This window comes from Microvirga roseola (assembly GCF_020866965.1).
Classification (GTDB): domain Bacteria; phylum Pseudomonadota; class Alphaproteobacteria; order Rhizobiales; family Beijerinckiaceae; genus Microvirga; species Microvirga roseola.
In genome coordinates this window covers 21,373-48,022 of sequence record NZ_JAJATX010000029.1, presented here as the reverse complement: position 1 = coordinate 48,022, position 26,650 = coordinate 21,373, and the positions used below count along the sequence as shown (strand labels likewise).

Annotated in this window: 21 protein-coding genes and 4 pseudogenes; 8 read left to right on the top strand and 17 right to left on the bottom strand. The window is 59.8% G+C overall.

From position 1 onward, the window contains the following. The 4 genes and pseudogenes from LG661_RS15960 to LG661_RS15950 all read left to right on the top strand — a co-directional run. Nucleotides 1-216, top strand: a pseudogene (locus tag LG661_RS15960) (hypothetical protein); the annotation flags it as partial. Further along, nucleotides 176-454 carry an SDR family oxidoreductase gene (locus tag LG661_RS15955; protein WP_230532880.1) on the top strand — a complete coding sequence of 93 codons (279 nt, stop codon included), beginning with the start codon at nt 176-178 and terminating at the stop codon, nt 452-454. The pseudogene LG661_RS15960 and the gene LG661_RS15955, both read left to right, overlap by 41 nt. A gap of 57 nt (nt 455-511) precedes the next feature. After that, a complete protein-coding gene (locus tag LG661_RS25250; protein WP_322098879.1) occupies nt 512-679 on the top strand; it encodes a hypothetical protein in 168 nt (55 codons plus the stop codon). 24 nt (nt 680-703) lie between these two features. Further along, nucleotides 704-1,063, top strand: a complete 360-nt coding sequence (locus LG661_RS15950) for a flavin reductase family protein (RefSeq protein ID WP_322098880.1) — start codon at nt 704-706, stop codon at nt 1,061-1,063. On the opposite strand, the gene LG661_RS15945 is transcribed toward LG661_RS15950, so the two are convergent. From LG661_RS15945 to LG661_RS15895, 11 genes and pseudogenes are all read right to left on the bottom strand, one after another. Then, entirely contained in the window at nt 1,060-2,019 is a 960-nt protein-coding gene (locus LG661_RS15945) for a helix-turn-helix domain-containing protein (RefSeq protein WP_407666727.1), read from the bottom strand. The two genes, LG661_RS15950 and LG661_RS15945, sit on opposite strands and share 4 nt — an antisense overlap. A gap of 370 nt (nt 2,020-2,389) precedes the next feature. Next, entirely contained in the window at nt 2,390-2,986 is a 597-nt protein-coding gene (locus tag LG661_RS15940; RefSeq protein ID WP_230532879.1) for an NADPH-dependent F420 reductase, read from the bottom strand. A gap of 75 nt (nt 2,987-3,061) precedes the next feature. Continuing rightward, nucleotides 3,062-3,976: pseudogene (locus LG661_RS15935) on the bottom strand (pirin family protein). 281 nt (nt 3,977-4,257) lie between these two features. Beyond that, entirely contained in the window at nt 4,258-5,211 is a 954-nt protein-coding gene (locus tag LG661_RS15930) for a quinone oxidoreductase family protein (RefSeq protein ID WP_230532878.1), read from the bottom strand. A gap of 75 nt (nt 5,212-5,286) precedes the next feature. Continuing rightward, nucleotides 5,287-5,721 (bottom strand): DoxX family protein, encoded by a 435-nt coding sequence (locus LG661_RS15925; RefSeq protein ID WP_230532883.1) that lies wholly within the window; start codon nt 5,719-5,721, stop codon nt 5,287-5,289. Nucleotides 5,722-5,936: 215 nt separating this feature from the next. Beyond that, the gene (locus tag LG661_RS15920) at nt 5,937-6,707 is read right to left on the bottom strand and encodes an SDR family oxidoreductase (RefSeq protein ID WP_230532877.1); all 771 of its coding nucleotides are present in this window, start codon (nt 6,705-6,707) and stop codon (nt 5,937-5,939) included. Between the two features lie 43 nt (nt 6,708-6,750). After that, complete coding sequence (locus tag LG661_RS15915; RefSeq protein WP_230532876.1) at nt 6,751-7,185, bottom strand: ester cyclase; 435 nt, start codon at nt 7,183-7,185, stop codon at nt 6,751-6,753. 20 nt (nt 7,186-7,205) lie between these two features. Beyond that, nucleotides 7,206-7,804 (bottom strand): annotated as a pseudogene (wrbA, locus tag LG661_RS15910) (NAD(P)H:quinone oxidoreductase). Between the two features lie 96 nt (nt 7,805-7,900). Beyond that, the gene (locus tag LG661_RS15905; protein ID WP_230532875.1) at nt 7,901-8,563 is read right to left on the bottom strand and encodes a hydrolase; all 663 of its coding nucleotides are present in this window, start codon (nt 8,561-8,563) and stop codon (nt 7,901-7,903) included. A gap of 221 nt (nt 8,564-8,784) precedes the next feature. Continuing rightward, nucleotides 8,785-9,561, bottom strand: coding sequence for an SDR family NAD(P)-dependent oxidoreductase (locus LG661_RS15900; protein WP_230532874.1), 777 nt, complete (start codon nt 9,559-9,561; stop codon nt 8,785-8,787). Between the two features lie 377 nt (nt 9,562-9,938). Then, entirely contained in the window at nt 9,939-10,913 is a 975-nt protein-coding gene (locus tag LG661_RS15895) for a LysR family transcriptional regulator (protein ID WP_268995474.1), read from the bottom strand. Between the two features lie 790 nt (nt 10,914-11,703). On the opposite strand from LG661_RS15895, the gene LG661_RS15890 reads away from it, so the two are divergent. Next, nucleotides 11,704-13,437: a sigma-54-dependent Fis family transcriptional regulator gene (locus LG661_RS15890; RefSeq protein WP_230532872.1), complete on the top strand. Its 1,734-nt coding sequence runs from the start codon at nt 11,704-11,706 to the stop codon at nt 13,435-13,437. 283 nt (nt 13,438-13,720) lie between these two features. On the opposite strand, the gene LG661_RS15885 is transcribed toward LG661_RS15890, so the two are convergent. Further along, nucleotides 13,721-14,341 carry an HNH endonuclease gene (locus LG661_RS15885; protein ID WP_230532871.1) on the bottom strand — a complete coding sequence of 207 codons (621 nt, stop codon included), beginning with the start codon at nt 14,339-14,341 and terminating at the stop codon, nt 13,721-13,723. 330 nt (nt 14,342-14,671) lie between these two features. On the opposite strand from LG661_RS15885, the gene LG661_RS15880 reads away from it, so the two are divergent. Then, entirely contained in the window at nt 14,672-19,624 is a 4,953-nt protein-coding gene (locus tag LG661_RS15880; protein WP_230532870.1) for an AAA domain-containing protein, read from the top strand. Nucleotides 19,625-19,770: 146 nt separating this feature from the next. Next, a pseudogene (locus LG661_RS15875) lies at nt 19,771-20,819 on the top strand (IS630 family transposase). A gap of 262 nt (nt 20,820-21,081) precedes the next feature. Here LG661_RS15875 and LG661_RS15870 read toward each other — a convergent pair. Both LG661_RS15870 and LG661_RS15865 read right to left on the bottom strand, forming a co-directional pair. Then, a complete protein-coding gene (locus tag LG661_RS15870; protein ID WP_230532869.1) occupies nt 21,082-21,669 on the bottom strand; it encodes an RES family NAD+ phosphorylase in 588 nt (195 codons plus the stop codon). After that, nucleotides 21,666-22,400 carry a hypothetical protein gene (locus LG661_RS15865; RefSeq protein WP_230532868.1) on the bottom strand — a complete coding sequence of 245 codons (735 nt, stop codon included), beginning with the start codon at nt 22,398-22,400 and terminating at the stop codon, nt 21,666-21,668. Before LG661_RS15865 ends, LG661_RS15870 begins: the two co-directional genes overlap by 4 nt. A gap of 459 nt (nt 22,401-22,859) precedes the next feature. Between LG661_RS15865 and LG661_RS15860 the strand changes: the two genes are divergently transcribed. Then, the gene (locus tag LG661_RS15860) at nt 22,860-23,150 is read left to right on the top strand and encodes a hypothetical protein (protein ID WP_230532867.1); all 291 of its coding nucleotides are present in this window, start codon (nt 22,860-22,862) and stop codon (nt 23,148-23,150) included. Nucleotides 23,151-23,207: 57 nt separating this feature from the next. On the opposite strand, the gene ilvA is transcribed toward LG661_RS15860, so the two are convergent. From ilvA to LG661_RS15845, 3 genes are all read right to left on the bottom strand, one after another. Beyond that, nucleotides 23,208-24,740, bottom strand: coding sequence for a threonine ammonia-lyase, biosynthetic (gene ilvA, locus LG661_RS15855; RefSeq protein ID WP_230532866.1), 1,533 nt, complete (start codon nt 24,738-24,740; stop codon nt 23,208-23,210). A 130-nt stretch (nt 24,741-24,870) separates the two neighbouring features. Beyond that, entirely contained in the window at nt 24,871-26,079 is a 1,209-nt protein-coding gene (locus LG661_RS15850; RefSeq protein WP_230532865.1) for a trans-sulfuration enzyme family protein, read from the bottom strand. 90 nt (nt 26,080-26,169) lie between these two features. Then, nucleotides 26,170-26,481 carry an integration host factor subunit alpha gene (locus tag LG661_RS15845; protein ID WP_230532864.1) on the bottom strand — a complete coding sequence of 104 codons (312 nt, stop codon included), beginning with the start codon at nt 26,479-26,481 and terminating at the stop codon, nt 26,170-26,172. Nucleotides 26,482-26,650: the final 169 nt, after the last annotated feature.

The window sequence follows — 26,650 nt, the reverse complement described above, 5'->3', positions numbered from 1 at the left end:
CAACCGCCAAGGTGGGGAAAGATGCTTTGCGCCAAGGTGAACAATTACCGTGAGCGGGAGAGACCTAATGCCACGGTGATGATGAAGAAAAAGACCGGAGCGATCGTCAACATTGCTTCATACGCTTCCTACTTTGCCTTCAGCTATTGCAGCATACACCGCCTCAAAAGGAGCCTTGGCTCAGCTCACCCGTACCCAAGCGCTGGAGGCGATTGAGCATGGCATCCGCGTCAATGCGATCGGTGTCGGTGACGTCGTGACCAATTTTCTCAATCACTTCATGGACGATGGTCGCGGGTTTCTGGCCGAGCATGGCACCAAAGCGCCGATCGGCCGTGCGGCCGATCCAGTCGAAACTGCCGAAATTGTCGCCTTTCTCGCCTCGGACCGCGCAAGCTTTATTGTCGGTTCGGTTGTGATGGCCGATGGCGGCATGAGCGTCGCGATCAGCTAACCTTGGTGGGCGGCCCTGATCTTTTTGGGGCCGCCCCTTTATTGAGGAGCAAATCTGATGCGCTTCAACAAAACCGATTTCCCCCTCGTCAGGGTGCGCGAGCACCTTGAGACAGGACCGATCGTTCTCGTGACCTCGCACTATCGCCAGCGGTCAAACATCATGACGATGGGATGGCACACAATGATGCAGTTCTCGCCCGCTCTGGTCGGCTGCTACATTTGAGAAGGCAACCACGGCTTTTCCGCCATCCGTGACAGCAAGGAGTGCGTGATCAATATCCCAACTGCCGATTTGATCGATCAGGTGATCGCGGTTGGCAACAGCCATGCCGATCAAGGCGACAAGTTCGCGTCCACTGGCCTTACCGCTGTTAAAGCACGACGGGTAAAAGCGCCGCTGATTGACGAGTGCTACGCCAGCTTCGAATGCCGTCTATTTGATAACCGAATGATTGATGACTATAGCTTATTCATCTGGGAGGTTGTACAGGCACATGTCGCGCCGGTCGAAGCACCTCGTACTCTTCATTATCGTGGCCAAGGGTCGTTTATGATCGCGGGTGCAGAAATCCAACATCGGGAGCGGTTCAAGCCGGAGAACCTCTAGAACGAACCGGACCGGCGGTATTCCCTGGGCGTCATGCCGGTTCCACGCCGAAAGATCTGAGCAAAATGGCTGGGGCTCGAGTAGCCAACAGCCATGCCAATCTCGATGATGCTCATATCTGACTCGAGGAGAAGCTGCTGCGCTCTTGCGACCCGTTGTTTGATGAAGTGCTGGGATGGTGACAGACCCGTTGCTTTCTTGAAGAGACGGCTGAAGTGAAACTCGCTCATGCCAACCTCCTGTGCTAAGCGGCACAGGTCGAACTCCTCATGCAACCTCTCACTCATGAACTGCAGCGCTCGTCGGAGTTTAAAACCAGGCAGGGCACTGCCAGCTGCGCGGTCGAGCGAGGTATCGGCGTACGCTCGTACAAGATGAACCGCGAGGCTCTGGGCTAAGCCCTGAATAAACAGAGGGCTTTGTTCTTTATCCCGCACCAACTCAAGGTGCACTAGACCGAGGAGGTGGGAAAGAACTTCATCTCGGCCGCCGGATACATCTCGCAGCTTCGGAGAACCAGCCGCCGTCCCTAGCATGTCGGCAGCTACCTGCGCAAAGAGTGGTAATGCCAGATAGAGGTGCATGACCTGGAACGGGTCCTCACCATAGGCCTCCCACTTCATCTCATAAGGGCTGGGAGTGCGTGTGAGGAAGAAATCGCCGGCGGTAACTTGGGTCGAAAGCCATTCACCCCCAATGTCTCGCTCGTCAACCTTAGCGCTGCCAGATAACACCCACACAACCAAGGGTTCCGCAACCGCGGGAACAAGGAAAGGCCGTTCTATTCGATTGTGCGAGAATATCTCCACAAACAGGTCACGCCAAGCAGGCCCGTCCCCACTGACGAGAACCCTTCCGCCAATATACTGCCGATGAGCTTCGGGTGAAGTCCGTTCTGGGGTTGAACGATTGCCGTGCGAAATAGGCACCAACGCATCCTCGTTACTAGACAATATCCCGTGGGGAACACTACCCAGTTTGCTGCTCTGCTCGTTTTGGCAGGACTGCTCAAATAGAAAGACACTTCTGACAAACCAGAATTAGTCAGTAAAGTGTAGCGACCGCGAGATGTACCTTTGGTAGCGCGTCAGTCATTGATCAGGCGGGAGCGCGTCGCTCGCTCGGCTTATCGGACCCGCTCAAAGTTACTGAGTTTCGCAGTCATCCCATCCCGGAACGGGCATCTCGTGCTTGATGCGCACGAAAGATGCCCATTTGGGCGATCCTGTGCCCGCCGGACGAGCAGTCCCGTAGAGTTGCGACTTTTGAGCAAGATACTGAGCAGACTCGGCTTCAACAGCAAAGGCCAACACGTTCGGGAATATGTTACCTGTGCTTTACCAAGTTCTGGGCGACAAGCGGGGTGCCGAACTGCTGGAGCAGCCCGCCTTCGGCCAAGGGGCCCAACGTGATCGGCGCAAAGCCGAGGCGTTCGATCAGGCCGACTATTTTAGCATTGGCGCTGGTATCGTCCCCTGAGATAAACAGAACTCTGCGACCGCCGGCCTGTGCGGAATCGCTGGCCAGCACAGCGGCCGGCAGGGTATTGAAGGCTTTGACCACCCGTGCTCCGGAGACCATCTCGGCCACGAGTTCCGTCGAGGGGCGGCCACCAAGGTCCGTTGGGGTGAAGGCCGGGAAATCAATGGCGTTCGTCGCGTCGACAACGATGCGCCCGTTCCACGCCGCAGCGCCCCGGACGGCTTCCCCAATGGCCGTAAAGGGGATGGCCAGGATTACCACACTCGCTTTCAAAGCGTCAGGCACAGTGGTCGGCGTCACATGAGATCCGAGTTCAGCCACCAAGCCTTGGAGGGACTCCGGTCCCCGGCTGTTGGCGACTGAAACATCGATATTGCTGCGGGCGAACTGGCGGGCGAGCGCGGTGCCGATCGCGCCCGAGCCGATGATGGCATAGGTCATGGCACAAAGATCCTTCTTCTGCAGGGTTGGGAAGAGAATGCTGGTTCTGCCGGTCCGAGTGCGGCATCGCTGGTGTCACTTCAACCGGAAGGGTGGGGTGTCAGGCAGGGGGATGAACTCGGTTTCGCCAGGAACGCCGGGAAACTGGCGGTTGCGCCAGTCTTCGGCAGCCTGTTCGATGCATTCCCGCCGGCTCGATACGAAGTTCCAGTAGATGTACCGCTTCTCGGGGAGCGGCTCACCGCCAAGCAGCATCAGGCGGGTCGCCCCCACTGCACGCAGCACGATCTCCGCACCAGGCTTGAACACGACAAGGCGGTCCCGGCCGAAGCTGCCGGTCTGACCGGCAGTCTCAATCTCGCCGCTCACCACCTAGACCGCACGTTCCACATGCTCCGCGTCGATGCGAAGGCGCGCTCCATCGATCAGCGATACATCGGCATTGAACAGGTCGGAGTAGGTGCGCGTCGGAGCGGTACGCCCGTGCAAGGACCCAGCGATCAGTCTTAGGTCGATGCCTTCTCCCTCCAGGCGAGGGAGTTCACCTGTGTTCGCGTGCTGGAAACCGGGGGCTGTCTCTTCCTGATCTGCGGGCAATGCCACCCAGCTTTGGAAGCCGAACACCGTGCCTCCGGTCGCGCGGGTGGTGTCGCTGCTCCGCTCCGAGTGCACGATGCCGCGTCCAGCCGTCATAACGTTGACCTCCCCGGGACGAATCGGCTGCACGTAGCCTTCGCTATCGCGATGCAAAATCTCGCCGTCGATGAGATAGGTCACGGTCGCGAGGCCGATATGCGGGTGGGGACGGGTGTCGAGTCCTTCTCCCGCTTGGAAAGCGACCGGGCCGAAGCTGTCAAGAAAGATGGATGGTCCGACCATGCGGCGATGCCTGGAGGGCAGGGCGCGCCGCACCTGGAAGCTATCGCCGAGATCCCGGACCGCCGGCAGGATGATCTGGTCGATTCCGGCAGCAGAGGACTGAACTGTCATTGAGAGGTCCTTTCCATGGTGGATGTCCTGCGGCAACCTTATCTAAAACCGCATTTGGCTGCTGGCAGGCATTGATCTTTGGGAGATGGTTGAACCTATCGGCTAGCCAAAGGTCGCTGCGGGTTGCTCTCAGTATCACTACCATTGCGGGCTCGGGGGGCGAACTGAGGAGGCGCTTTGCGTTCTGCCGTCTCCGAGGTGGTCGTCAGAACAGCAATTCATGGTTTGAAGGGGTGCCGCCGCGTGTACTGGAGTGTAATGCGTCTTCGGTGCTCGCTGGATTACAGGATAAGCACTTGCTTGGCTGATGCGTCGCCTGTGGCAACAGCAGTATAAGCCTCGCGAGCCTGATCCAGCGTCCATGGTTTGACCGCTGGCGCCTGAAGATGACCTGTCTCGAAGCCGTCCCGCAGTTGATCCAGGATCGCTGCGATGTCGACGCCGCTCATCTTCGCGGTATCGACTCCGATCAAACGCTGCCGATTATGGTAAAAGTCAGCTAGGTCGAACTCAACTCGTGTGGTGCCGACACTTGTAATCGCGACCTGGCGCCCGCCGGACTTTAACGACCTGAGGGTAGGCTCAAACATTGGCCCACCCACGGCATCCAAAGCAAGGTCGACACCCTGGCCCTGAGTCCACGATCGGACCTCCGCGACCAAGTCCTGGGCTTTTGTGTTGATGAAGTAGTCCGTCAGGCCCTGCCGTGTGACAACGTCGGCTCCAATCACCCTAGCACCCTTCCAGTGTGCAATCTGCGTAGCCGCCTGTCCAACGGCTCCGGAGGCGCCCGTGATCAGGATGGTCTCGTCGCGTTGGAGGCCGCCTGCAGAAATAAGGGCTGACCATGCAGCAACAAACGAGGCGCCAATTGAAGCTGCCTGCTCCATCGAGAGCGTGCTCGGTTTGGCGGAAAGCCAGCCAACAGGGACGCTAACAAAGTCCGCATGAGCGCCGTCCCGACGGAACCCGAACCCGGCTCCGCTGCCCCACACCTCTTTGCCGACCCAAGTGTCTCCAGCAATGACGGTGCCGGCAAAATCCCGGCCTGGGGTACGGGGCAGAGGGGCGCTGAACAGGCCAGACACGATCTTCACGTCGCTGGGATTAACAGCGCTGGCGTGTACCTTCACCAGCACCTCGCCCGGGTTGAGGTTTGGGATCGGCGTCTCCTGAAGCAACAAGGCAGACGGGGGGCCGTAGGATTCGAAGCGCAAGGCTCGCATAGAGCGCATAGAGAGGATCCTTCTAGGCTCGGGCAAAGAGCATCTAAGGTTGGCGCAGAGGCACGATCTTGACGGTCGGCTGAATCAGCGACGCTGGCCGTCAATGCTGAAGGGTCCGGCACCGAAAGCGAGGACCTGCAGAAGGCCACCAGCCATGGCGATGTTCTTGAAGAAATGGAAAAACTGGTTCTGATCACCCAAGTTGGCATGGAAGGCTACGGCCGTGATCAGCGTGAAACCTGCCAAGGTCAAGGCAACGAGGCGAGTCTGGAAGCCCACGATGAGCGCGACGCCGCCAACAATCTCGACGAAAACAGCAGCCCCGTAGGCGATAACCGGCAACGGCAGGCCAACGGCCTGAATATAGCCAATTGTCATGTCCGGAGCCGTAAGCTTGCTGATGCCAGATAACAAGAAGATCGCTGCGATGAGGACACGACCGAACGCTGGCGCCACTGCGCTAAGCATCTTGTTAGAGGGCAGGTTGGTGATCTTGGGCGAGAGTATAGCGGACGACATATGACGCTCCTTTGCTATGAACAGCGCATCCATGGGATATGCTGCTGGTGAGAAAAACCTGCCATGCGGCAGGTGTGCGAACCAGCCGAATAAAGTTGAACGATGTATTCGACAGACTCGAACGAAGTGGCCTGGTGGAGAGGGATGGTATGTTGATGCCACGCTGTTGGGATTGGTCGCCGCGCTAATGGATACCCTCCGCGCCCGGCGTCCGATTAGATGACAGCAAGAAGCCCGCCATCCACAACCAGGACATGGCCTGAGACGTAACTGGACAAATCTGAGCCGAGATAGGCAACAGCATCGCCAATCTCGGAGGGTGTACCGAGGCGCCGCAACGGGGTCCGTTGGCGGAATCCTTCCGAGGCTTCGGCAATGCCGGGCGACGTACGAAGCAAAACGGTATCAATGGTTCCTGGCGCAATCGCGTTGACTCGGATCCCATCCGGCCCCAAGGCGTCGGCGAGTGACTTGGCCATGAGGACCACGCCTCCCTTGCTGGTTGAATAGGCCAGGGTGATTCCAGCACCTGCAATGCCGCCCATGCTGGCCATCAGTATGATGCTCCCGGCCTTTCCTCGAGACTTCATTTGCCGTGCGGCGGATTGGGCTCCGAAGAGCACACCATCCAGGTTGACGGACATAAGGCGGCGATAATCCTCCTCTGGCACGTCCGCACCGTCTGTACGGACGGTGATACCAGCGTTGGCGACGAAGACGTCAGCCCCGCCAAACTCGTCAGCCGCGGTCAGCAAAGTGTCATTGTCGGCACGCTTGCTGACATCAGTTCGCACGAACCGGGCGGTTACCCCCAAATCTTTGATGACGTTTGCGGTTGGTTCACCGCCTTCTCTCGGGATCTCGGTAACATCTGAGATGATCACGACTTTGGCGCCATGTTCAGCTGCTCGGATGGCGATAGCCCGCCCGATGCCGCTGGATGCACCAGTGACGACGATCACCTTACCGTCTAAGATATTGCTCATTGTAGTTCCAATCAGCTTTCGAGACAGTGACATCGCGCAAGTTTCAGGCCTTAGCTGCTGGCAAGGCACCAAGCTGTTCCATCAGCTTATAGAGGTTTGCGACACCCCAATGCTCCACGATTTGACCGTTGCGCACACGCATGGCGTCGACCGTTTCAAATGAGATTTTCCTGCCAGTGGGGGCAACGCCCAAAAAGGCGCCCTCATGTGTTCCATGATAGGTCTTGTAAGTGGTCACGAGATCACCGTCGGCTACTTGCCAGTGAATGACGGCGTGGAAGTCCGGAAACGCATTCCGTAAAGTCTTGTAAAGGCGCAGAGCCCCTTGTCGGTCCGGCGTGCCACCAGGCTGAGGCGTATGGTCAACAAAATCTTGAGCAAACAGTTGCTCAAATAGATTATAGTCACCCTTTCCTTGCACTTCTTCGGTGTTGCGGCGTACGACAGCAATAGCGGCTTGACTGATATCTGTAGTCATTGCTCACACTCCATGATTGTTTAGGAAATCAGTTTGGCGGCTGTTTTCGCGACGAGCTCACCTTGATGACGGGCCCCTGCTAGCTCAATCTCTGAAGGCTGGCGGGAGCCATCACCGCCGGCAATGGTGGTTGATCCGTAAGGGGCGCCGCCTACGATTGCCTCGATCGTCATCTGACCCGCATGACTGTAAGGCAAGCCGACGATGGTCATGCCGAAGTGCAAGAGATTTGTGATAATCGAGAACAATGTGGTCTCGTTGCCGCCGTGCTGCGTGGCTGACGACGTGAAAGCGGCCCCAACCTTGCCATTGAGTGCGCCACGGGCCCAGAGACCGCCTGCTTGGCCAAGGAAGGTCGCCATTTGGGACGACATGCGTCCAAAGCGCGTGCCTGTGCCAGCGATGTAGCATCGTAATTTTCTAAATCGGCTACAGCTGCGACAGGAGCGCGTTGATCCAGCTTGAAGTGCGCTTTCCGGGCGATCTCGTCGGGAACTGTCTCAGGGACGCGCTTTAGGTCAACGATAGCACCTGCACCGCGCGCGCCATCAGCGATAGCGTTCGCCATGGCTTCGATATGACCGTAAGATGAGTAGTAAAGGACCAGAACTCTCGCCATAGCGCTTTCCTGTAGGTCGAAGATTGTTGGGCGGAGACGGCGCTTGTTGTCCAGCCAATGAAGTCGCAGCCAGACAAGCGCCGTCAGTGTGAAGTTTTAAGCAGCCTTGGCGTGGGCTCCTGCCATCAGCTGTAATTCCCAGGCAAGCGCCGTCGCGCTGGCCCCACCATGCTCCAGGATGATCTCAGCGGTTTTTGCCGCATCGTCGGCACGTGCCCAATCGCGCTGCAACTCGGACATGAAAACGATTGTGGTTAGTGGAACGGCGCCAGCCTGGATCATTCGCTGGATCCCCATCTCGTGGGACTCCTGAGTCGTCCCACCCGATGCGTCCGTGACAAAGTAGACCTCGTAGCCGTCGGCCAGCGAGTGAATCACCGGGAAGGCGAGGCAGACCTCGGTCCAGAGCGCCGCAAATACGAGCTTCTTCTTGCCGGTCTTACGAGCCCACTCAACGCAAGCTGCATCCTCCCAGGTGTTGATGGCAGTCCGATCAATTGGTACCTGATCCGGAAACACATCCTGAAGCGGCTTGAATATGTCGCCCCCGCGGTCTTTGATAACCGTGGTCAGCAGGGTAGGAACACCGAAAGCCTTGGCGGTTTTGGCAAGGGCAACGACGTTGTTGATCATAAGTCCAACATCGATATTCTTGACGCCGTTCGCCTGAAACGGCTGATGATCGATTAGGATCAGGGCACAGTTGTCGGACGTCAGCATGGCCTCAAGGCCGGCTTTGGGGAATGGAGCGATGGTCATGTTAGTTCTCCGTTCTGCAGGGATCGATTTCGTCAGGACGCTAACGATGGGCAGCTGATCGATCGATGAGAAAGGATTAATGTGCCCTCGATGCAGGTGCGAGCGCGCTTTGATCATCGTAGTGTTGACCTCGGCTCAAGCTCGGAGGCATCGCCGAGAAACAAAAGCGGAGCAGCGCCGCGCAGCTGCTCCGTTCAGGTAATGGGATTCGATGCGGCGGATCAAATAACTGAGAGCAGCCCGCCATCCACACACAACGTAATTCCACTAATGTAGCTCGACAGATCTGAACCGAGAAACGCCACGGCATCCCCAACCTCTGCGGGCAGTCCCAGGCGCCGTAGCGGCGTTCTGTGGCGAAAGCCCTCGGCAACAGCGGCCACTGCCGGGGTCGCGCAAAGTATTCCTGTGTCGATTACTCCTGGCGCGACGGAGTTGACGCGAATGCTATCCGGCCCGAGTGCGCCAGCGAGCGCTTTCGCCAGCAGGATAACGCCACCCTTGCTGGTGGAATACGCAACGGTTTTGCCGCCGCTCGCAATTCCTGCCATACTTGACATCAGAACGATACTGCCCGCTTTCCGAAGTCGGCGCATCTGGCATGCTGCGGCTTGGGCTCCCAATAGCATTCCATCCAAATTGACGGACATTAGCCGGCGATAATCTCCCTCGCTTACATCTGGTCCGTCCGCATGTAGCGAGATGCCCGCATTGAGAACCATGACATCGACGCCATCGAACTCGCACGCCGCTTCAACGAGGACATCATTGTCGCGGCGCTTGGCAACATTGGCGTATCGGAAGCGAGCAGGGACACCCAGTTCTTCGATCCGCACAGCAATCGGATCGCCTCCGTCGCGTGGGCTGTCTGTTGTGTCCGACACAATCACCGCCTTGGCGCCATGTCGGGCTGCAGCCACGGCAATGGCTTGGCCAATCCCACTACATCCTCCGGTAACGAGAACTGTCTTTCCTGCAAGAATGTTGCTCGTCTGCATCGCTCGAAAGCTCTCCCTGAACCTGCAGAGATAGACACGTGTCGCGTGCAGCGGCGAATGCGGACTGGTCAATAGCGGATTGACGTATTAGCAACCTGAGGAGGTTCACGGCGATAGGCGCGTACAATATGGCAGAATTAATCCTCGGAAGTTCTTCTCGATGCTTGGAGCTTTCACAGGATAGGCTAATGAGCCTCCCCTCAGGGTTGTCTCGCTGACCTTATGGCTGATGCGACGCCACCTAACTCTATTGCATTGTGGCGTCGCCGCTCTTGCGCCGGCCAAGGGGTGCCTTCGTTCTGTCGCAACATGGCGGGTGATGAGAGTTCAAGTCGAGCGTGGTCCCGCAGGGGAAGTGATGAGGTGTGCCATTATCCTCACGCGGCAACAGGATCAGCTATGACGGCTGGAGTTATGGCGCGAGTGCGGTGATTGGAGTGCCCCATTTCACGCACCCGCATGCGGAGAAAGTCGGCAAAGGCCCGGGTTCTTGGCGTTAGTGCGGCACCCATCGGTCGGTAAATGGACGCCGAGGTGAGACCGGCGTGCCAACCATCAAGGAAGCGTACAAGGCGACCTGTTGCGAGACTTTCTTCAACCAGGAATTTCGGCAGCCGAGCGATACCCATTCCGCCTAGGGCAGCCGCGAACGCCGTCATAGGCGTGCTGCAGGTTAGTCGCCGCTCCCCTTCCACCACAACTTTTTCGTAGTCAAGACGGAACACCCAATGCGGATTGCGTCTGCCAACGCCTTTTAAATCAACTAAGCACATGTGCGGCGGCGCACTCAACTCCTGTGGAGTAGTTGGTGTGCCCCGGTCATCTGCGTAGCTTGGCGATGCGCAAACAATCATTGGGCTGTCGAATAGATGCTCACCGACCAAGCCGGCCCACTCTGCGTCACCTAAATGAACCGCCAGGTCACACGGATCAGATGTCAAATCGGAAGGTCGCTCGCGCACCTCCAATTGCACATCCACGCGCGGGTAAGCCTCCATGAAGTCGCGCAATGCAGGGATCAGGAAGTGACTGCTCGAGGCAGAATCTGCATGAACGCGCAGTGTGCCCACAGCATCCTGGCCGCAGGCCCGCATCTCGTCAGCCGACTGAGCGAGGCGCTCGATTAGGGGAAGTGCTTGATCATAGAATCTTCGACCATCCTCGGTCACTGTGATCCCTCGCGGGGAGCGATGGAAGAGGCGCACGCCCAGCCGCTCTTCCAACCGTCCGATTGCACGGCTGACCCCAGATGTTGTGAGGCCAACAACCTCGGACGTGCGGACGAAGCTTCCTGTTTCAACGACAGAGGCGAAAATGCCAACACCGCTGATGAGCCGACCATCGAACCTCATCACAGGTGCCTACCGCTGAAGTCGGTCGGACCAAGGAACGTACTAGGAGCTATTGAGTATCTGCTGAACATCTCACACCTCGTTTCTCACCGTTCTCATCAAGGTGCGGCAAAGTGAGAGGGTACTTCAAGCAAGGTTTGCTCGAATGTTCGACAAAATGCAGAGTCTAAATCAAATCAAGCACTTGGATGAAAATACTCTGGGGAAACCTATCCTCAGCCTGCGCGAACAGGCGTACGAAACTTACCATTTTAGAATATCGTGGGATGACAAGTTCACCAAATGATCATCACCGTCGCCGGCCTGCGAACGTGCGTCACGAGAGTATCGCGGTCACAGGAGATCACACATGCGATCTCAATCCGGCCAGGGGGAAAGTGTGAGGACATTAAGAGCAGCCCTCGACACGCCTGGCGGACAGCACACGCTGAACTCACCCTTGCCTCGGGCTGCCGGTCTGCAGATTTTACTTGCGAGAGTGATAGCTTCGAATATAACGTGTCACTTACTGGTATGTTGAACCGTTAGGGGCGCTATTTGTCGTACCCGAGTTCTCCCGTTTTCCGCCCTGGTTCTAGGGTAGTGGACAATCGATCCTGGCTCTTCGGCTCGCCTCCTCCAGGGCATATTTCGGGTGCCCACTTGGAGATCATCTTGCAAACCACCATCACTGAGGTCGCGCAGTGCGCTTTAGTTGTCGCTTGAAGCGAAATGTTTGCATTTCCTACTAGTCGATCCACGTCGATGAGCGCCATTAGAAGCAGACCGTGCCACAACCGAGGGGCGTTATATGAGCGGTGAACCCGAACTCGGCGTCGATATTGGGGCGCTTTCCGCCCGATTGCGCTTCACTCCTGAAGATGGCTGCATCTGGCTTGAAGGCGAGCGGATGACGTTGATACACCTGTCGGCCTTTGCGAGCTTCCGCAAAGAACTGGTGGACACAGTGGGTCTAGAGGCCGCCCGGGGGATGTTGACACGACTGGGTTACGCTTCAGGCGCTATTGACGGTGCTCTCGCGAGGCGCGCACGCCCTCAAGAAGATTTGTTGACGAACTTCCTCGCAGGACCAAGGCTGCATGCGATTGAAGGTATGGTCGTTGTTGAACCAATTGCACATAACTTTGACCCATCAACCAACTATCATGCGGGTGAATGGATTTGGCGAAATTCGGCTGAGGTCGAAGCTCATCTACTTGAAAATGGCCTAAGCTCTGAGCCGGTCTGCTGGAGCGCCGTCGGCTATGCCTCCGGTTACAGCAGCGTCTTCATGGGGCGACCGATCCTCTACAAAGAAGTTGAATGCCGTGCCAAGGGCGACCCACAGTGCCGAATCGTCGGCAAACCAGTGGAGGAGTGGGATGATACGTCCGCCGATGACCTTCACCATGTCTTGTCACTTTCCGAGTCTCGGGACGGCGACGCGGATCATTGGGGCCAGATTGTCGGCACGCCAGTTCCATCATCTCATCAGCCGGACGGATGTATGGTAGGCGCATCGCCGAGTTTTGTCTCGATGATGCAACTGATCGATAAAGTTGCTCCTACTGAGGCGCCGGTACTGCTTGTTGGAGAAGTCGGTGTCGGTAAGAAGGTCGCAGCACGGGCTATTCACCGGCTTAGCACCCGATCCCGTCAACCATTTGTTGCGTTCAACTGCTCATCATGCAGTGGCGACGCCCTCGACGCAGAATTGTTCGGACTTGAGAAAGGGGCACCTGGCGGAGCCGCGATTTCCCGTGGGGGGCGGGTAGAGCGAGCTAATCGGGGGACCTTGTTCTTAGAGGACGTCCACTGTCTGGATGCGCGCGCGCAGGCGAAGCTGCTTCGGGTGCTGCAAACAGGCGAAGTCGATCGTGCTGGAGGAACAAACTCTCGTCCAGTCAAAGTTAGAGTAGTTGCTTCTGCTACACCCCGCATCTCGGCGGCAGTCCGGGATGGAAGTTTCCGAGAAGATTTGTACTACAAGCTGAATACTTTTCCGATCTTGCTAGCGCCGCTCCGCGAGCATCGATCGGACATTCCGCTTCTTGCGAAGCATTTCGTCTCGGTATTTGCAGGCCGGCACGGAAAGGAGATACGCGGGGTCTCCCGGAGTGCGGTAAGCTTTCTACTCACCTATGACTTCCCTGGCAATGTAGCCGAACTCGAAAGTATGATTGAGCGAGCGGTAATCCTTGTACCACCTAGTGGTCTTCTCGACGTTTCGCATCTTTCATCGGCGCTCGACCAGCGAAGCCCTCGATTCTTTAGGGTCTCCCGGAACGGCTCGCTTGCCCTTGCAGGTGTGGAAGCGGGTGGCGCCGACTCTGACCAAGGTACGGCGACCTTAGATCGACTTCTGGAAGGGCAGTTCCACCTAGAAGCGTTCGAGAACAACATCATTGTCCGTGCGGTTGAGCGTGCCTCAGGAAATTTGAGCAAGGCGGCTCGGGAGCTCGGGATGACGCGGCCCCAACTCGCTTACCGCGTCAGGAAGATCCGGGAACTGGGAGATGGTTTCCAAGAGACAGATATCGCTTAGCGGGACTGCGAGAGGTCTCGTGCTTGTCCGAGAGGATCATCTGCAAGCTCGCCGGGGCTCAATTCAGCCCATGCATCCGGCCAGCTCTGGAGGTGCACGATGTTCAAAGGCCGTCACTTCAATCGCGCGGTGATCCTGCTGTGTCCGGTGAAATCTTGCCCATAGCCTGAGTCTGCGCCATCTGTAGTCCAGAGATCAGGCTCCTTTGGAGTGGGCCCATCGACAAGCAAGATGAAAGGGGCATTCACTAGTGGTTTAAGGCCTATTCTATCCTCAATCGCACTTAGTTCCGTCCAATCACCGGGCCGTCGTAGCGTAGGCCAAATAAGCGCGACAGCCGGCGGGTGGCCCGGTGGGTGGCAAGCCAAGTCCTTCGGCGTGACCAAGCGAGCAAGAGCGGCAGAGAGGCGCCCGCCGGCGGGGCCTTGATCAACCGCTTGAATTCAACCTCACTCATGGTGCCCTTGAGGCCATTGCAGTCTGCGCACGCGGCAGCCAGATTGTCTCGGCTGTGCTTCCCGCCCCTCGCTTGCGCGATCCGGTGATCGGCTGTCGCCACGCGTACTGTCAGCGGGCAATAGCAGTAGAAGCAGGTGTGCTTTTGAGCCCTCAAGGCGTCGCCACGATGCATGACGTAGAACGCACGGTTGACTCCAGTTGGCTTCTTCGGCGGAGACGGAGTATATCCTGATATTGCGTTGGACTGCGTCGGTGCCACAGGCAGGGCGGGTGTCTTTGCCTCTTTTGGTCGCTTGGGTACTCGCTTGACGATGAAACGATCCCCGGCCTCGGCCATCACGAGATCAAACTCGTACGAAAGCTTGTGCCGCTTGACGATATGGGCCCAGAGAGAGCGGAAGCCGCCGGCGTCGACAGTGCAATACGGGCAGCGGTAGATTGTCATGTTGCCGTGCTTCTGGGGTTACCCGGGCGCCTAGAGGAGTCCTATCTCTACGGTCCCTTCCGGGGCCTGATCGTATCCGCAGGGCCTCCTTTGGCAAAGGTATTCTCTTGTTCGAGGCCACCCTGCCAGCGTTTGTTGCTGTAGCCGGAGGAGTGAGGAAGCCGATTCCGCCAGTGCAACGTGTGACTCTGCGGCCTCGCTCGTCCCGCCACGATCATTGTGACGCTAACGGACTAGCAATTCTGGCTTGACCAAACGTGGAGGCTCAGATGAATCTCTGCAACAAAGCTTCGTTCGAGGGGCTAGGAACGAAGCAAACCAAAGAACATGATGTCTGCACCTGATACCGTTGCACCTGCCGCCGAGCGCCTTCACAATCTTCTGGGATACGTCGAGCAAGTGGTCCGGCTGGATGAGCGGCCGGCCCTGCGGCTGTCCGAGCATCGGCTTCCGACCGGACAGATCTTCGTGCTGCACCAGCACGAATTGCATGCCATGCCTGGGGTTCGTCACGATCTGGTAGACGAGGACGGCCCGGTGTGGCTCGCCGTGGAGCGGCTCCGGCGCAGCGATCCTCCCGCACCGCCAGAACAAGCCGCAGACTGGCTGGAGATCTCCCCCGATCCAGAGCGGGAGCCGAAACTCCGGGACTACCTGCTTCGTACGGTAACAGAGACCGAACGGGATGAACTTCTGGCCTCGGGAGCCGTGCGACCGGAGGATGTGACGGAAGCCATCAAGAAGGACGAGACCATCCCCCGCTGGGACGTGCGCCGGCGCCTGGAGGATCGCCCTGACGTTAGGACCGCCGCCGAGACGTGGATCACCGAACAGTGGTTGCCCTGGTCGATGGCGGAACGTCCGGTTCGCCGATCGCTGGCGCTTTATCAAAAGCTCTTCGAAGTCACTCAGCTCGCTGAACTCGGAGGCGGGGACAAATCCTTCGAACTTGTTTGGGGAATGGGGCTCTCCCGCTGGCTCAGGGATGGCAATGAGGTCGACCTGCCTCTGGTTGAGCGTCTCGCGGAAATCGAGATCGACGACCTTGCCGGCGGTGAGATCAAGGTTCGCCCCCGGGCCGCCACAGCCAGCGTCAACATGCGGCCGTTCGAAGAACTCGGTGTCGAAGGGGCTTCCCTGGCATTGGACGCGTCTCGTCGGGTGATCGCGGCCGTCGAGGCGGATGAGGGTGTCTCACCTTATCGGCGCGAGGGGTTCGAGCCCATCCTTCGTGCCTGTCAGGCCCGTCTGGATGCCGAAGGCGTATATTTGCCGGATCGCCAAGCATTGGCACCCGACCAGCCGGTGCCCTCGGCCGGCGAGCACCTGACCGTCTCAGATCGTTGGGTTCTGTTTGCCCGGAGACGGTCCGACAGCTTCATCCTGGCGGATCTTGAGAACCTGAAGAAGTCGGTCGAGAAGGCAGTCGAGGAGGGCTCGTTGCCGGGCCCTGCCCAGACCCTCGTGATGGGGCCCTCCACGGCACAGCCGAACGATATCTGGGCTCCGCTGGGCAATCGCGTCGGCGAGACCACCGGCGGGACAGCGGAAGCGGCATCTCAACCTGAGGCTATGGACCTCTTCTTCCCCAAGCCCTTCAACGATGACCAGATCGAGATCGTTCGCCGTCTAGAAGGCACTGACGGCATCGTCGTCCAGGGTCCGCCCGGCACAGGCAAGACGCATACGATCTCCAACATCATCTGCCACTACATGGCCACCGGCCGGCGGGTCCTGGTTGTGTCGCATGGCGAGCCCGCCCTTGCGGTCCTGCGAAACCAGCTGCCCGAAGGGGTCCGGGATCTTGCAATCAGCATCACGGCCACAGAACGTGAAGGATTCAAGCAACTCGAGACGGCCGTGCGCCTCCTGCAGTCCGTGGTCGAGAGCATCAAGCCCAGCGAGCAATCGCGTCTGATCCGTGACGTGGAAGCCTCCGTGGTCGGGCTCCGGACCCGACTTGAGGAGGTTGACAAGGAGATCGAGCGGTTTGCCCTGTTGCAGCTCGCCCCGACAGCGGCTGGTGAGCGGCCCGCGGAGCTTGCAAGCCGGATTGTCTCTTCAGCAGAGCAATACAGATGGTTCGAGGATCGCCCGGAGCAGTCCTCCCAGGATGCTGGTCTGTCAGACGATGAGATCTCCGCCCTCCGAGCGGCCCGTGTGACCCTCGGTTCCCGGCTCGAGCACCTGGATGCGGTGCTCCCGTCGGTGGAGGATCTGCCCGACAGGGAGGTCATAGCCCGGCTGCATGAGGACCTCGTCCGGTCCGAGCGCTTCGCGGAGGCGGCCGCACGGGATAGCTCGCTGACGATCCGCATCGGTTCGGCTGGTGCCATCGAGCAGGCAATGCGAGGAGTCGATGCCGTTGAGACCCTCCAGCGTGTTCAGACGCTCACCAAAGCCAACCTATGGCTTGAGCCGGTGGCCCAGCATGCGATTGCTGGCGAGCGAGGAGCCGGTGCGCTCGATCTGCTCCTGCGGTTCGTCGAAGACGCAAAGCCGATTGTCGAGGAGCGGAAGCGCTACTTGGCCCAGCCGGTGGAACTGCCCGATACCTTCGAGCCCGCGGCCGCTGAGGCGACCACGTTGATCGGTCGCCTCGCCAACGGCGAGGAGGTCTTTGGCTTCTTTGCCTTCCGCGAGAAGGCACTCCGGCCGGTCCTGCAGGCTATCAAGGTGCAAGGGCGCGTGCCCGCTGCTCGGGAGGACTGGGATCACATTCGCCAATACCTCATCTGGCGGGAGCAAGTCACTTCACTGAGCGTCCGGTGGCGGGCGCTGGCCGAGGAGATTGGCGCTCCGTCTGCAGGGTCGGCGCGGGAGATCGAGCAACTCGTCGGCCTCCTTGATGCCGTCCTCGTGGAGGGGGCTGGCGCCATGCGCACGCTCGAGGAGGTCTTCGGCCAAGTCGTACCTGGGGCGAGCTCGCCTCGGGATCTCTGGCGCGATCCTGCTCGGATGGAACATGCCGAGGAGGCGCTTCGGAATGCGGCCGCCTCCGCACAGCTCGCCGCTGCGCGCGTTGAAGTGTCCCGTCTTGAGGGGCTCTTCTCGGACGCATCAGGCAAAATCGGGAAACTGGCTCGTGACCTGCTGGGCGAGGCGATTGGCCGATCCGATATCGAGACGGAGAACGTCGCCCGCCTTTGGGGTGTTTTGAGGCGCCAGATCGATGACCTTAATCAGCACAAGAACCATCTGGCGCTTGTCCGTACCGTCACAGGCCGGATCCGCGAAGCAGGGGCTCCTCTCTGGAGCCGGCGTCTGGCCACAGAACCAGTCGAAGGCGAAACGGATACCTTGATCCCCGTCGACTGGCGTGAGGCATGGGATTGGGCCGCAGCCTCGGCTTATCTGGCGCGGATCGATGACCGGAACCGGCTGCGTAGCCTGGCCGAGGAACGGGTCCGCCTTGATGCTGAAATCAGAAAGACCTTCGAGCGAGTGGTGCGTGAGCGGACCTTCTATGAGCTCGGTCGGTCCATGTCTGGGCCGGTGCGCTCTGCGCTGATGATGTTCGCTACAGCCCTGCGCAAGACCGGCAAGGGCACCGGCAAAGGGGCTGTCCGGCACCGCCGCGACGCCCGGAGCGCGATGGCCCAGTGCTATGACGCCATTCCATGCTGGATCATGCCCACATGGCGCGTTGCGGAGCAGCTGCCCGGCGAAGTCGGCTCGTTCGACCTCGTCATCATGGACGAGGCCTCCCAGTCCGACATTCGTGAAGTTCCGGCGCTTCTTCGTGGCAAGAAGATTCTCGTTGTTGGTGACGACAAGCAGGTGAGCCCAACAGCCGCCTTCATTGAGAACGCGAAGATCGACCGGCTTGAGCACGGTTTCCTCAAAGGGCAGCCTTTCAAAACGCTCCTGCTTCCGGGATCATCACTCTATGACCTCGCCAAGGTCATGTTCCCGGACAAGCTGGTCATGCTCAAGGAGCACTTCCGCTGCGTCGAGCCGATCATCCGGTTCTCGATGCAGTTCTACCCTGAACCTCTGGTGCCGCTGCGCGTGCCAACGGCGCATGAGCGGCTCGATCCCCCGCTCGTCGACATCTATGTGCCGGACGGACGCCGCCAGGGGGATAAGCAGAACCCGCGCGAGGCGGAGGTCATCGTCGGTGAGATCCGCAAGATTGTTGAAGATCCCGGCCTTGCCCGTATTGAGGCCCAGGATCGCTGGCGCACGATTGGCGTGGTGTCGCTGATTGGCGCAAAGCAGGCCGCCCTCATCAACCGCATGCTTCTCGACGAGCTAGGGGAAGACATCATGATGCGCCATCGCATCGCTTGCGGTGACAGTGCCACCTTCCAGGGCAACGAGCGCGACATTGTCTTCCTGTCCATGATTGCTGATTCCAACAGCAAGCAGGCGCAGACGGCAGCTCAGTTTGAGCAGCGCTTCAACGTCGCGCTCTCACGCGCCCGCGACCGTCTCGTGCTCGTCCGCTCGGTTCGCGAAGAAGAGCTTAAGCCCGATGACTTGAAGGCGCGGGTGATCCGCCATTTCCGTGACCCGATGGCTGGTGCAGCCACGCCGACGGGCGACCTTGAGGCCATATGTGAGTCGGACTTCGAGCGGGAGGTGCTGCGGCGTCTTCTGGAGCGCGGCTATCGGGTCAGTCCGCAGGTCGGTGCCATGGGGTACCGCATCGACATTGTTGTCGAGGGAGCAAATGGACGGCGCCTAGCCGTCGAGTGCGACGGTGACCAGTACCATGGCCCGGAGCGCTGGGCGGACGATATGCGCCGTCAGCGTATCCTGGAACGGGTCGGCTGGCGCTTCTGGCGCTGCTGGGCGTCGAGTTTCACGCTCGATCCGGACGGCTGCATGGACGATCTGTTCGCGACCTTAGAGCGCTATGGAATTGAACCGTCCGAGGGTACCACTGCTGGTGGGGTTTTCACGACTCACATCACGGCACCATCAGCACAGGCTATCGTTGAGTCGCTTGGCTCAGACGGGATCGACCAGCAACCCCAAGTCCAGGTTCAGGAACCCAACGGGACGACGCTCAAAGAGGTAGAAAAGCTTGCGACCTCCTCGAACGGAATCCGTGTTGGTGACCGAGTCGTCATCAGATACCTTGATGATAACAAGATGGCGACACTCACCTTGAGCTCAACCCGTGACGATCCCACAAACGGCTTCCTTGCGTTGCACTCTCCGCTCGGCAAGGAGTTGATCGGTTTGTCTGAGGAAGATGAGGCTGAGTTCGAGGTGAATGGTCATACGAGGCGCGTCCTCATTGTGCGCACCGAGAGATCAGTCGCATCTCACTGAATTGCTCGACCAGCTATTATTGTGAGTTCGTGCGGGATCGTACGCTTGTCGGGCCTCTAATACCAAGTCTCCGAAGGGCTGACTCGTTCGTGATTTCCCGGACTGGAGTGGGTGTGATTCCGTTTGGCGAACTAGGGAGGTTCGCCATGCCCATCCCACTCCGCTCTGACTTCGCTGCGTCCCAGCTTCGTGTGCTCGCCCGCAAGACAAAGAACGCTTCCCAGGCGCGGCGGCTTCTGGCACTCGCGGCCATCTATGAGGGCGCCTCCCGCACCGAGGCGGCGCGGATTGGCGGCGTGACCCTGCAGATCGTGCGGGATTGGGTGGTCAAGTTCAACGCTCAGGGACCTGCTGACGGGCTGATCGACCGCAAGTCGCCGGGCCAGCCCTCCCGGCTCACGCAGGAGCACCGGGCTGCGCTCGCGGCCATCATTGAGAGCGGTCCCATTCCGGCCGTGCATGGGGTGGTGCGTTGGCGGCTCGTTGATCTGATCCAATGGCTCTGGGACGAGCACCGGGTTCCCATCTCGAAGCAGACCTTGAGCCGCGAGGTGCGCGCTCTGAGCTACCGCAAGCTCTCGGCGCGGCCACAGCATCATGCCAAGAACGAACAAGCGGTGTCTGTTTTTTAAAAAGATTTCCCCGCGCGCCTGGAGACGATCGCGACCAATGAGGCCAGCGGCCAGCCGCTAGAGATCTGGTTTGCCGATGAAGCGCGCATCGGCCAGAAGAACAAGATCACCCGCCGCTGGGCCAAGCGCGGCACGCGGCCCCGCGGGATCCGAGAACGGCCTCCACGTACATCTTCGGCGCCATCTGTCCGGCTGAAGGCAAAGCAGCCGGCCTGGTGCTGCCGCGCTGCACCACCCAAGCCATGAACGAACACCTGGAGATCTCGCAGGCCGTGGCGCCTGGAACTCATGCGGTGCTGCTGCTCGACCAGGCGGGCTGGCACGTCTCCCGCAAACTGCAGGTCCCAGCCAACATCACGCTTCTGCCGCTGCCGGCCAAAGCGCCCGAACTGAACCCGGTCGAGAACATCTGGCAGTATATGAGGGAGAACTGGCTCTCCAACCGGATCTTCACGTCGTACAGCGACATTCTCGATCACTGCTGCGAGGCCTGGAACAAGCTTGCTGATCAGCCCTGGACCATCATGTCCATTGGCCTGCGTGACTGGGCGCATCAGTTCTGATCACTGGGACTTGGTATAATTGCTTTCAATCCGCGGATAATCGCTTTTATCCAGAACAAACAAACCATCTTTCTCCATGTTGAGGTGCGAGTGCATTCTGCTGGATGAACTCCCGGCGGGGTTCCACCACGCCGCCCATGAAGAGCCGGAATGGCGGTTCACCTACCGAATGTTCAATCGCACAGTGAGGGAAGCCGGTTCGACTTTACTTTTCAGGTGACCGCAGAAACGGGGAGGGGGGATTCACTGGAGCAGTAGCGGATCAGGGCGCCAAGCCAACACCATAAGGCTCGGCTAGGTCCCAGAACCAACTACGATCAAGCTGAGGCTCGCGGTACTCTTCCACGATAGCCGCGGCTGCATGGTCATAGATCGCATAGCAAAGGGCCTCGTCGTCATGACGGGCGTAATAGGCAATTCCGGCCGCTTGGATAGGGTGGTTGCGAAGAGCCGCCGACCAGGCTTGCGGGACGTAATACGGAAGACCGCCATGCACGACCTCCGCTGTGGCTCCCAAACGGGCCAGACCGGTTCCTCCAAGCTTGATCAGGACGAGCTGTTGCGTCACACGCAATCGCACATAGGCCTTCCTCGCCAGCAGATCTAACGGAATGAGAGTGCGTCCTGGTTCTCGGAGAAAGGTCTCAGCAAAAGCGCCGCGTGCGTCCTCGGCCGTGTAGAGGACGCCATACGATGCATCAGGCGCATTGAGGCGACCACCGCGGCTGCGATCGAAGTGGATTGGATCGTATGCTGCCGTGAAGAACCTGTGGAGGATCTCGCCGGCCTTAAGAGTAATGAGGGCCGGGTCTCGCGAGGTGAGATCCGGTGGCGGCAATGGGGCAGTCACGATCCTTGCTGACCCATGCGCCGGGCAGCATCAACAACCAAGTCGATCTCGCCAGCCTTGAGGAGATCAATCGGCTTGCGTCCGTTCAGATGCGAAACGGGACGAACAAGAAAGTTCAGCACAGCCCAGGGGTTGTCTGTCGGCAGAGCCTCCTGCACGGCCTTCAGACCGGGGACGACAGTGCCATCAGACGTGAACTGCACCGTTGGGTATGCACGCCGGTTGCTCGGACCCGGTACGGCCAGCAAGCTGCCCTCGCGCACTTTTCGATCCACCATCTGCCGTGAGATGCCGTTCATCAGGATCCGGACTTGATCCAGGTCGTAGGCTCCCCCGGATTCTTTCAGATCGCTCTGCGCAATCTGCACACCTCTCAGGAGGGCTTTGGCGCGCGAGCTAGGCTCAAAGGCCGACGCATCAACGGCGCTCGTCCGGTCAGTTGGACCGGGCTTTACCCGCCTCCAGACATTACCACGGCCTTTAGCTTTGATTACCAGCCCTGGAAGGCGCTGGATCCTTTCGGATCCAAGCCGCCGCAGCTCCTGTTCTACGACAGCGTTGGAGGGAATGAGGGCGACCGAGACACCGTCCGGCAGGTTCTTCATCTCAGTAATAGCCCGCGCCGGATCGCCCACAACTTTGTAGGGGTGGACGGCAAACTGGGGCGCAGACTTCGAGTAGCGCCGGACCTGTGGCCGGCCTTTCCTCTGAGAATTGCGGATTTGGGCCATAGGCTCCTCCTGCCCATAAGGTGACCACTCTGACCAGCCATGTCAATTTGGTAAACTCTGGAAACTATGGAAAGGACCGATAGCAGCTCGAGTTTTGTCTCACGAAATCGGGGAGAGGGGCTTAGCTGACAGTTTGCAAACCCTAACAATCTAGCTGTTATTATACAAGATAACATTTCGCATAAGGAAGGTTTTGACAAGAAGTCTGTAACTACTTCCGTTCCTGAAGGAACTGCTCGGACATGCCGGCATCGAGACCACCCACATCTACACCCAACTCGACATCTCCCGCTCCACGCCATGGTCCGCGACCTCCATCCGCTCAATGAAAACCAAGAGATCCAATGAGCAGCTACCGGCAGCCACTCTCATCTGCATGACGTGCAGGCCTGCCTTTGAGGTTCCGCGCTAGCCGGCCATATGGCATATGCGCTACACGGCGCATTCAGGAGAAAGCGCGTGAGTGAAAAGCCGAACAATCTTCCCCGGCGCGGTCACCGAACCCGGTTTGATACACCGACCCTGGAGGAGGCGATTCTTGCCGCTCAGGGGCTGACCGACGACATTGACAGTCAGGAGCAGATCGCCGCGATGCTGATGCGATTGCCGGAGGCCGAGGTCAGGGCGGCCATTCTGAAATCCACGGCAACGGCCCGTTCTTCGGCTCGGCAACCAATCGCCTCCCGGACAGCGGCGGGGCGCCGGACCGTGGTCGTTGAGCGCAGGGCTGCCCGCATTCTGAACCAGTGAATGGCGGTGCCACAGATTTCGCCAGGGGGAGGGACAGTTCCAATGACCTCTGGTCTGTCATTCGAGGGAGGCCGTGCCGTTGCCCAGAAAACCTCGATAGGCTGGATTGTCAGTCTCATCCCAGTACGGGTATCCCAGATCATCCAGACTGCGCTTGAGCTGCGGCCGCTCTGGAACGGGTACCTGGATGCCGGCCAGCACCCGCCCGTAATCCGCCCCATGGTTGCGGTAGTGGAACAGCGAGATGTTCCAGTTGCCGGATAGCCCATTGAGAAACTTCAGGAGGGCTCCCGGCCGCTCGGGAAACTGAAACCGGAACACTAGTTCATCCTCAAGCCCGGGGGTGCGCCCGCCCACCATGTAGCGCACGTGCAGCTTGGCCATCTCGTTGTCGCTCATGTCGAGCACCGGGTAGCCCTGCTCCCGCAGCATTGCGATGATCCAATGCTTCTCCTCATCGCCCCGGGAGAGCTGCACGCCCACGAAGATCCGGGCCTCCTGAGGATCGGCATAGCGGTAGTTGAACTCCGTGATCGAGCGCTTGCCCAGAAGCTGGATGAACCGGCGGTAGCTGCCCGGCTGTTCGGGGATGGTCACCGCCAGCAGAGCCTCCCGGTGCTCGCCGATCTCGGCCCGCTCCGCAATATGGCGGAGCCGGTCGAAGTTCATGTTGGCGCCGCTGTTGATCGCAACCAGGCTCCGGTCCAGGACCGCGCCGCGCTCGGCGTACTTCTTCAGCCCGGCTAGGCTGACCGCCCCGGAGGGCTCGGCAACGGCCCGGGTGTCCTCGAAGATGTCCTTCACGGCCGCGCAGATCTCATCCGTGCTGACCGTGATCACCTCATCGAGGTGGTCGCGACAGAGGCGGAAGGTCTCCTCACCGGCCTGGCGGACCGCCACCCCATCGGCAAACAAGCCGACCTGGTTCAGGACCACCCGCTCGCCGGAGGCAAGCGCGGCCGCCATGCTGGCCGCATCCTCCGGCTCGACCCCGATCACCCTCACATCCGGCCGCAGGAACTTGACATACACCGCCACCCCGGCGGCCAGCCCTCCGCCTCCGACCGGCACGAAGATTGCTTCCAGGGGGTCGGGATGCTGCCGCAGGATCTCCATGCCAACTGTGCCCTGTCCGGCGATCACGTCAGGATCGTCGTAGGGGTGGATGAAAGTGAGCCCTTTCTCGCTCTCGAGCTGGCGGGCATGGGCATAAGCCTCATCGAAGCTTTCACCATGCAGGACAACCTGCCCATCGCGACCTTTGACCGCCTGAACCTTGATCTCCGGGGTGGTGCGCGGCATCACGATGGTGGCCTTGGCCCCAAGCGCCTGAGCGGCCAGAGCAACGCCTTGAGCGTGGTTGCCGGCCGAGGCGCAGATGATGCCTTTGGCGAGCATCTCCCGCGCCAAGCCGGCCATCTTGTTGTAGGCCCCGCGCAGCTTGAACGAGAAAACCGGTTGCAGATCCTCGCGCTTCAGGAGCGCTGACTGCCCGAGCCGCTGCGACAGGCGCGGCATGGGATCGAGCGGGCTCTCGATCGCAACGTCATAGACCCGGGCCGCGAGGATCTTGCGGATGTAGTCGTGCATGTCGGATCCGCCTTCTGAACTTCCCTGTGACCTCACCCGCAGCGTCCCTGAAGGATTGCAGCGATCTCGTCAATCAGGCCTCCTCCGAGCTGCACCATCGACAATGCGGCGCAGACGTGCGCAGCATCATCTATCCAAGCGCCTGATCCAGGTCGGCAATAATGTCATCCTGATCCTCCAGGCCGACCGAGAAGCGAAACACGCCATCCCCGGCCCAGTCCCGGTAGGAGCAGGCCTCCTCCCCCTCCAGGTGAAAAGAGGATCGTAGGATGTCATCGGTCGGGATGTAGAACAGCAGGCTCTTGGTCTTGCCCAGGGACACGGCATAGGACACGACCTGCAGCCGCTCGGCCAGCCGGCGCGCCAGTGCCCCGCCATCCGCCTTGGCCGAGAAGGCCAGCAGTCCGGAGAAGTTGCGCATCTGGCGCGCCGCCAGATTGTGCTGCGGATGGCGCGAGGAGCCGGGCCAGAACACCGACCGCACCTTCGGGTGATCGGCCAGGAAGGCCTCGACCCGGCGGGCATTGGCCTCGTGCATGACCATGCGAGGCGCCAGCGTTTCCATGCCGCGCAGGATCAGCCAAGCGGCAAAGGGCGAGAGCGATCCGCCAAGATGAATAAGGCTGCCCTTGCGCAGGGCGGCAATCCGGTCCTGGCGGCCGATCACGGCCCCACCAAGGGCATCGCCGTGCCCGCAGATGTACTTTGTGAGCGAGTGCACGACGTAGTCGGCCCCGAGCGCCAGCGGCTTCATTCCGAGCGGGGTGGCGATGGTCGCATCAACGGAGAGCTCGGCCCCGCCTGAACGGGCAATCTCCGCGACTGCCGCAACATCGGACAGCCGAAGAATGGGGTTGGCCGGAGTTTCGATGTGCACGAGCTTGGTATTGGGCCGCATGGCAGCCGCGACAGCCTCTGGATTCGAGGTGTCGACGGGCGTGGCGGCGATGCCGTGTTTGGGCAGGATGTCGTGGGCGAGTTCCGCGACACCGGCATAGCAGACATTGGACAGGACCAGGTGATCGCCGCTTCCGAGACGGTTGAGAATCAGAGCGCAGATCGCCGCCATGCCGCTCGCGAAGCTGAGGGCCGCTTCACCACCCTCAAGAGCCGCCAGCCGGGTTTCCAGCAGTTCCAGGGTCGGGTTGCTCCAGCGGGTGTAGAAATGGGGCACCGCCTCGTTGAGGTCGTTGGCCGAGAAGCCGACCGCATCCGGGTGAGTGAAGAAGCTCGTCGCCATCATGGGAGGCGCGGATGCGGGCTCCCCAATGTGACGCTGTCCTGCCCCCGCGTGAAGCGCGAGCGTTGCTTCATGGGAGACAGGCTTCTGATCGGACATGCGGCTGCTCCTCATTAGTATTGAGCCCAGGCTATTGGAAACTAAGGCCGGACGCATCATCGTAGCAGGGCTAAAACAGGCATGGCACCGTCAGCCCTCGATTTCGGCGGGTGCTCCGTTGATGTGAGCCTTGAGTACATGGGAGGGTCTGAACGTCACGACCCGGCGCGGTTCGATGGGCACCTCCACGCCGGTTCTGGGATTGCGGCCCACCCGCTGCGTCTTGTCTCTGACGGCAAACAGGCCGAAGCCTGAGAGCTTTACGTCCTCACCGGCGGCGAGACAGTCGCAGATCTTGGCCAGAACCTGGCTGACCAGTTCAGCTGATTCCATCCGGGAGAAGCCACCCTTCTGGTACACGGCCTCGGTCAGATCCACGCGCGTTAGATTCCTGCCAGCCATCAATGCGCTCCCAATAAAGAGAAGCGCCCCAGTGATGAACTGGGGCGCTTCCCCGAGGACCAAGGAGGAGTGCCCCGCAGCCTTCCACTTTGGACCAGACCACAGTGCCGGAATCTAGCCGCTGTGGCTGTACCAGGAAGGACACAGCAAGCCCGGATGCACCCCTGGC

Excerpts from the sequence above, each read along its gene's own strand:
- LG661_RS25250 (WP_322098879.1), top strand. The coding sequence starts at position 512 with ATGCGCTTCAACAAAACCGATTTCCCCCTCGTCAGGGTGCGCGAGCAC.
- LG661_RS15940 (WP_230532879.1), bottom strand. The coding sequence starts at position 2,986 with ATGACCTATGCCATCATCGGCTCGGGCGCGATCGGCACCGCGCTCGCC.
- LG661_RS15930 (WP_230532878.1), bottom strand. The coding sequence starts at position 5,211 with ATGCGCTCTATGCGAGCCTTGCGCTTCGAATCCTACGGCCCCCCGTCT.
- LG661_RS15925 (WP_230532883.1), bottom strand. The coding sequence starts at position 5,721 with ATGTCGTCCGCTATACTCTCGCCCAAGATCACCAACCTGCCCTCTAAC.
- LG661_RS15920 (WP_230532877.1), bottom strand. The coding sequence starts at position 6,707 with ATGAGCAATATCTTAGACGGTAAGGTGATCGTCGTCACTGGTGCATCC.
- LG661_RS15915 (WP_230532876.1), bottom strand. The coding sequence starts at position 7,185 with ATGACTACAGATATCAGTCAAGCCGCTATTGCTGTCGTACGCCGCAAC.
- LG661_RS15905 (WP_230532875.1), bottom strand. The coding sequence starts at position 8,563 with ATGACCATCGCTCCATTCCCCAAAGCCGGCCTTGAGGCCATGCTGACG.
- LG661_RS15900 (WP_230532874.1), bottom strand. The coding sequence starts at position 9,561 with ATGCAGACGAGCAACATTCTTGCAGGAAAGACAGTTCTCGTTACCGGA.
- LG661_RS15895 (WP_268995474.1), bottom strand. The coding sequence starts at position 10,913 with ATGAGGTTCGATGGTCGGCTCATCAGCGGTGTTGGCATTTTCGCCTCT.
- LG661_RS15890 (WP_230532872.1), top strand. The coding sequence starts at position 11,704 with ATGAGCGGTGAACCCGAACTCGGCGTCGATATTGGGGCGCTTTCCGCC.
- LG661_RS15885 (WP_230532871.1), bottom strand. The coding sequence starts at position 14,341 with ATGACAATCTACCGCTGCCCGTATTGCACTGTCGACGCCGGCGGCTTC.
- LG661_RS15880 (WP_230532870.1), top strand. The coding sequence starts at position 14,672 with ATGTCTGCACCTGATACCGTTGCACCTGCCGCCGAGCGCCTTCACAAT.
- LG661_RS15865 (WP_230532868.1), bottom strand. The coding sequence starts at position 22,400 with ATGGCCCAAATCCGCAATTCTCAGAGGAAAGGCCGGCCACAGGTCCGG.
- ilvA (WP_230532866.1), bottom strand. The coding sequence starts at position 24,740 with ATGCACGACTACATCCGCAAGATCCTCGCGGCCCGGGTCTATGACGTT.
- LG661_RS15850 (WP_230532865.1), bottom strand. The coding sequence starts at position 26,079 with ATGTCCGATCAGAAGCCTGTCTCCCATGAAGCAACGCTCGCGCTTCAC.
- LG661_RS15845 (WP_230532864.1), bottom strand. The coding sequence starts at position 26,481 with ATGGCTGGCAGGAATCTAACGCGCGTGGATCTGACCGAGGCCGTGTAC.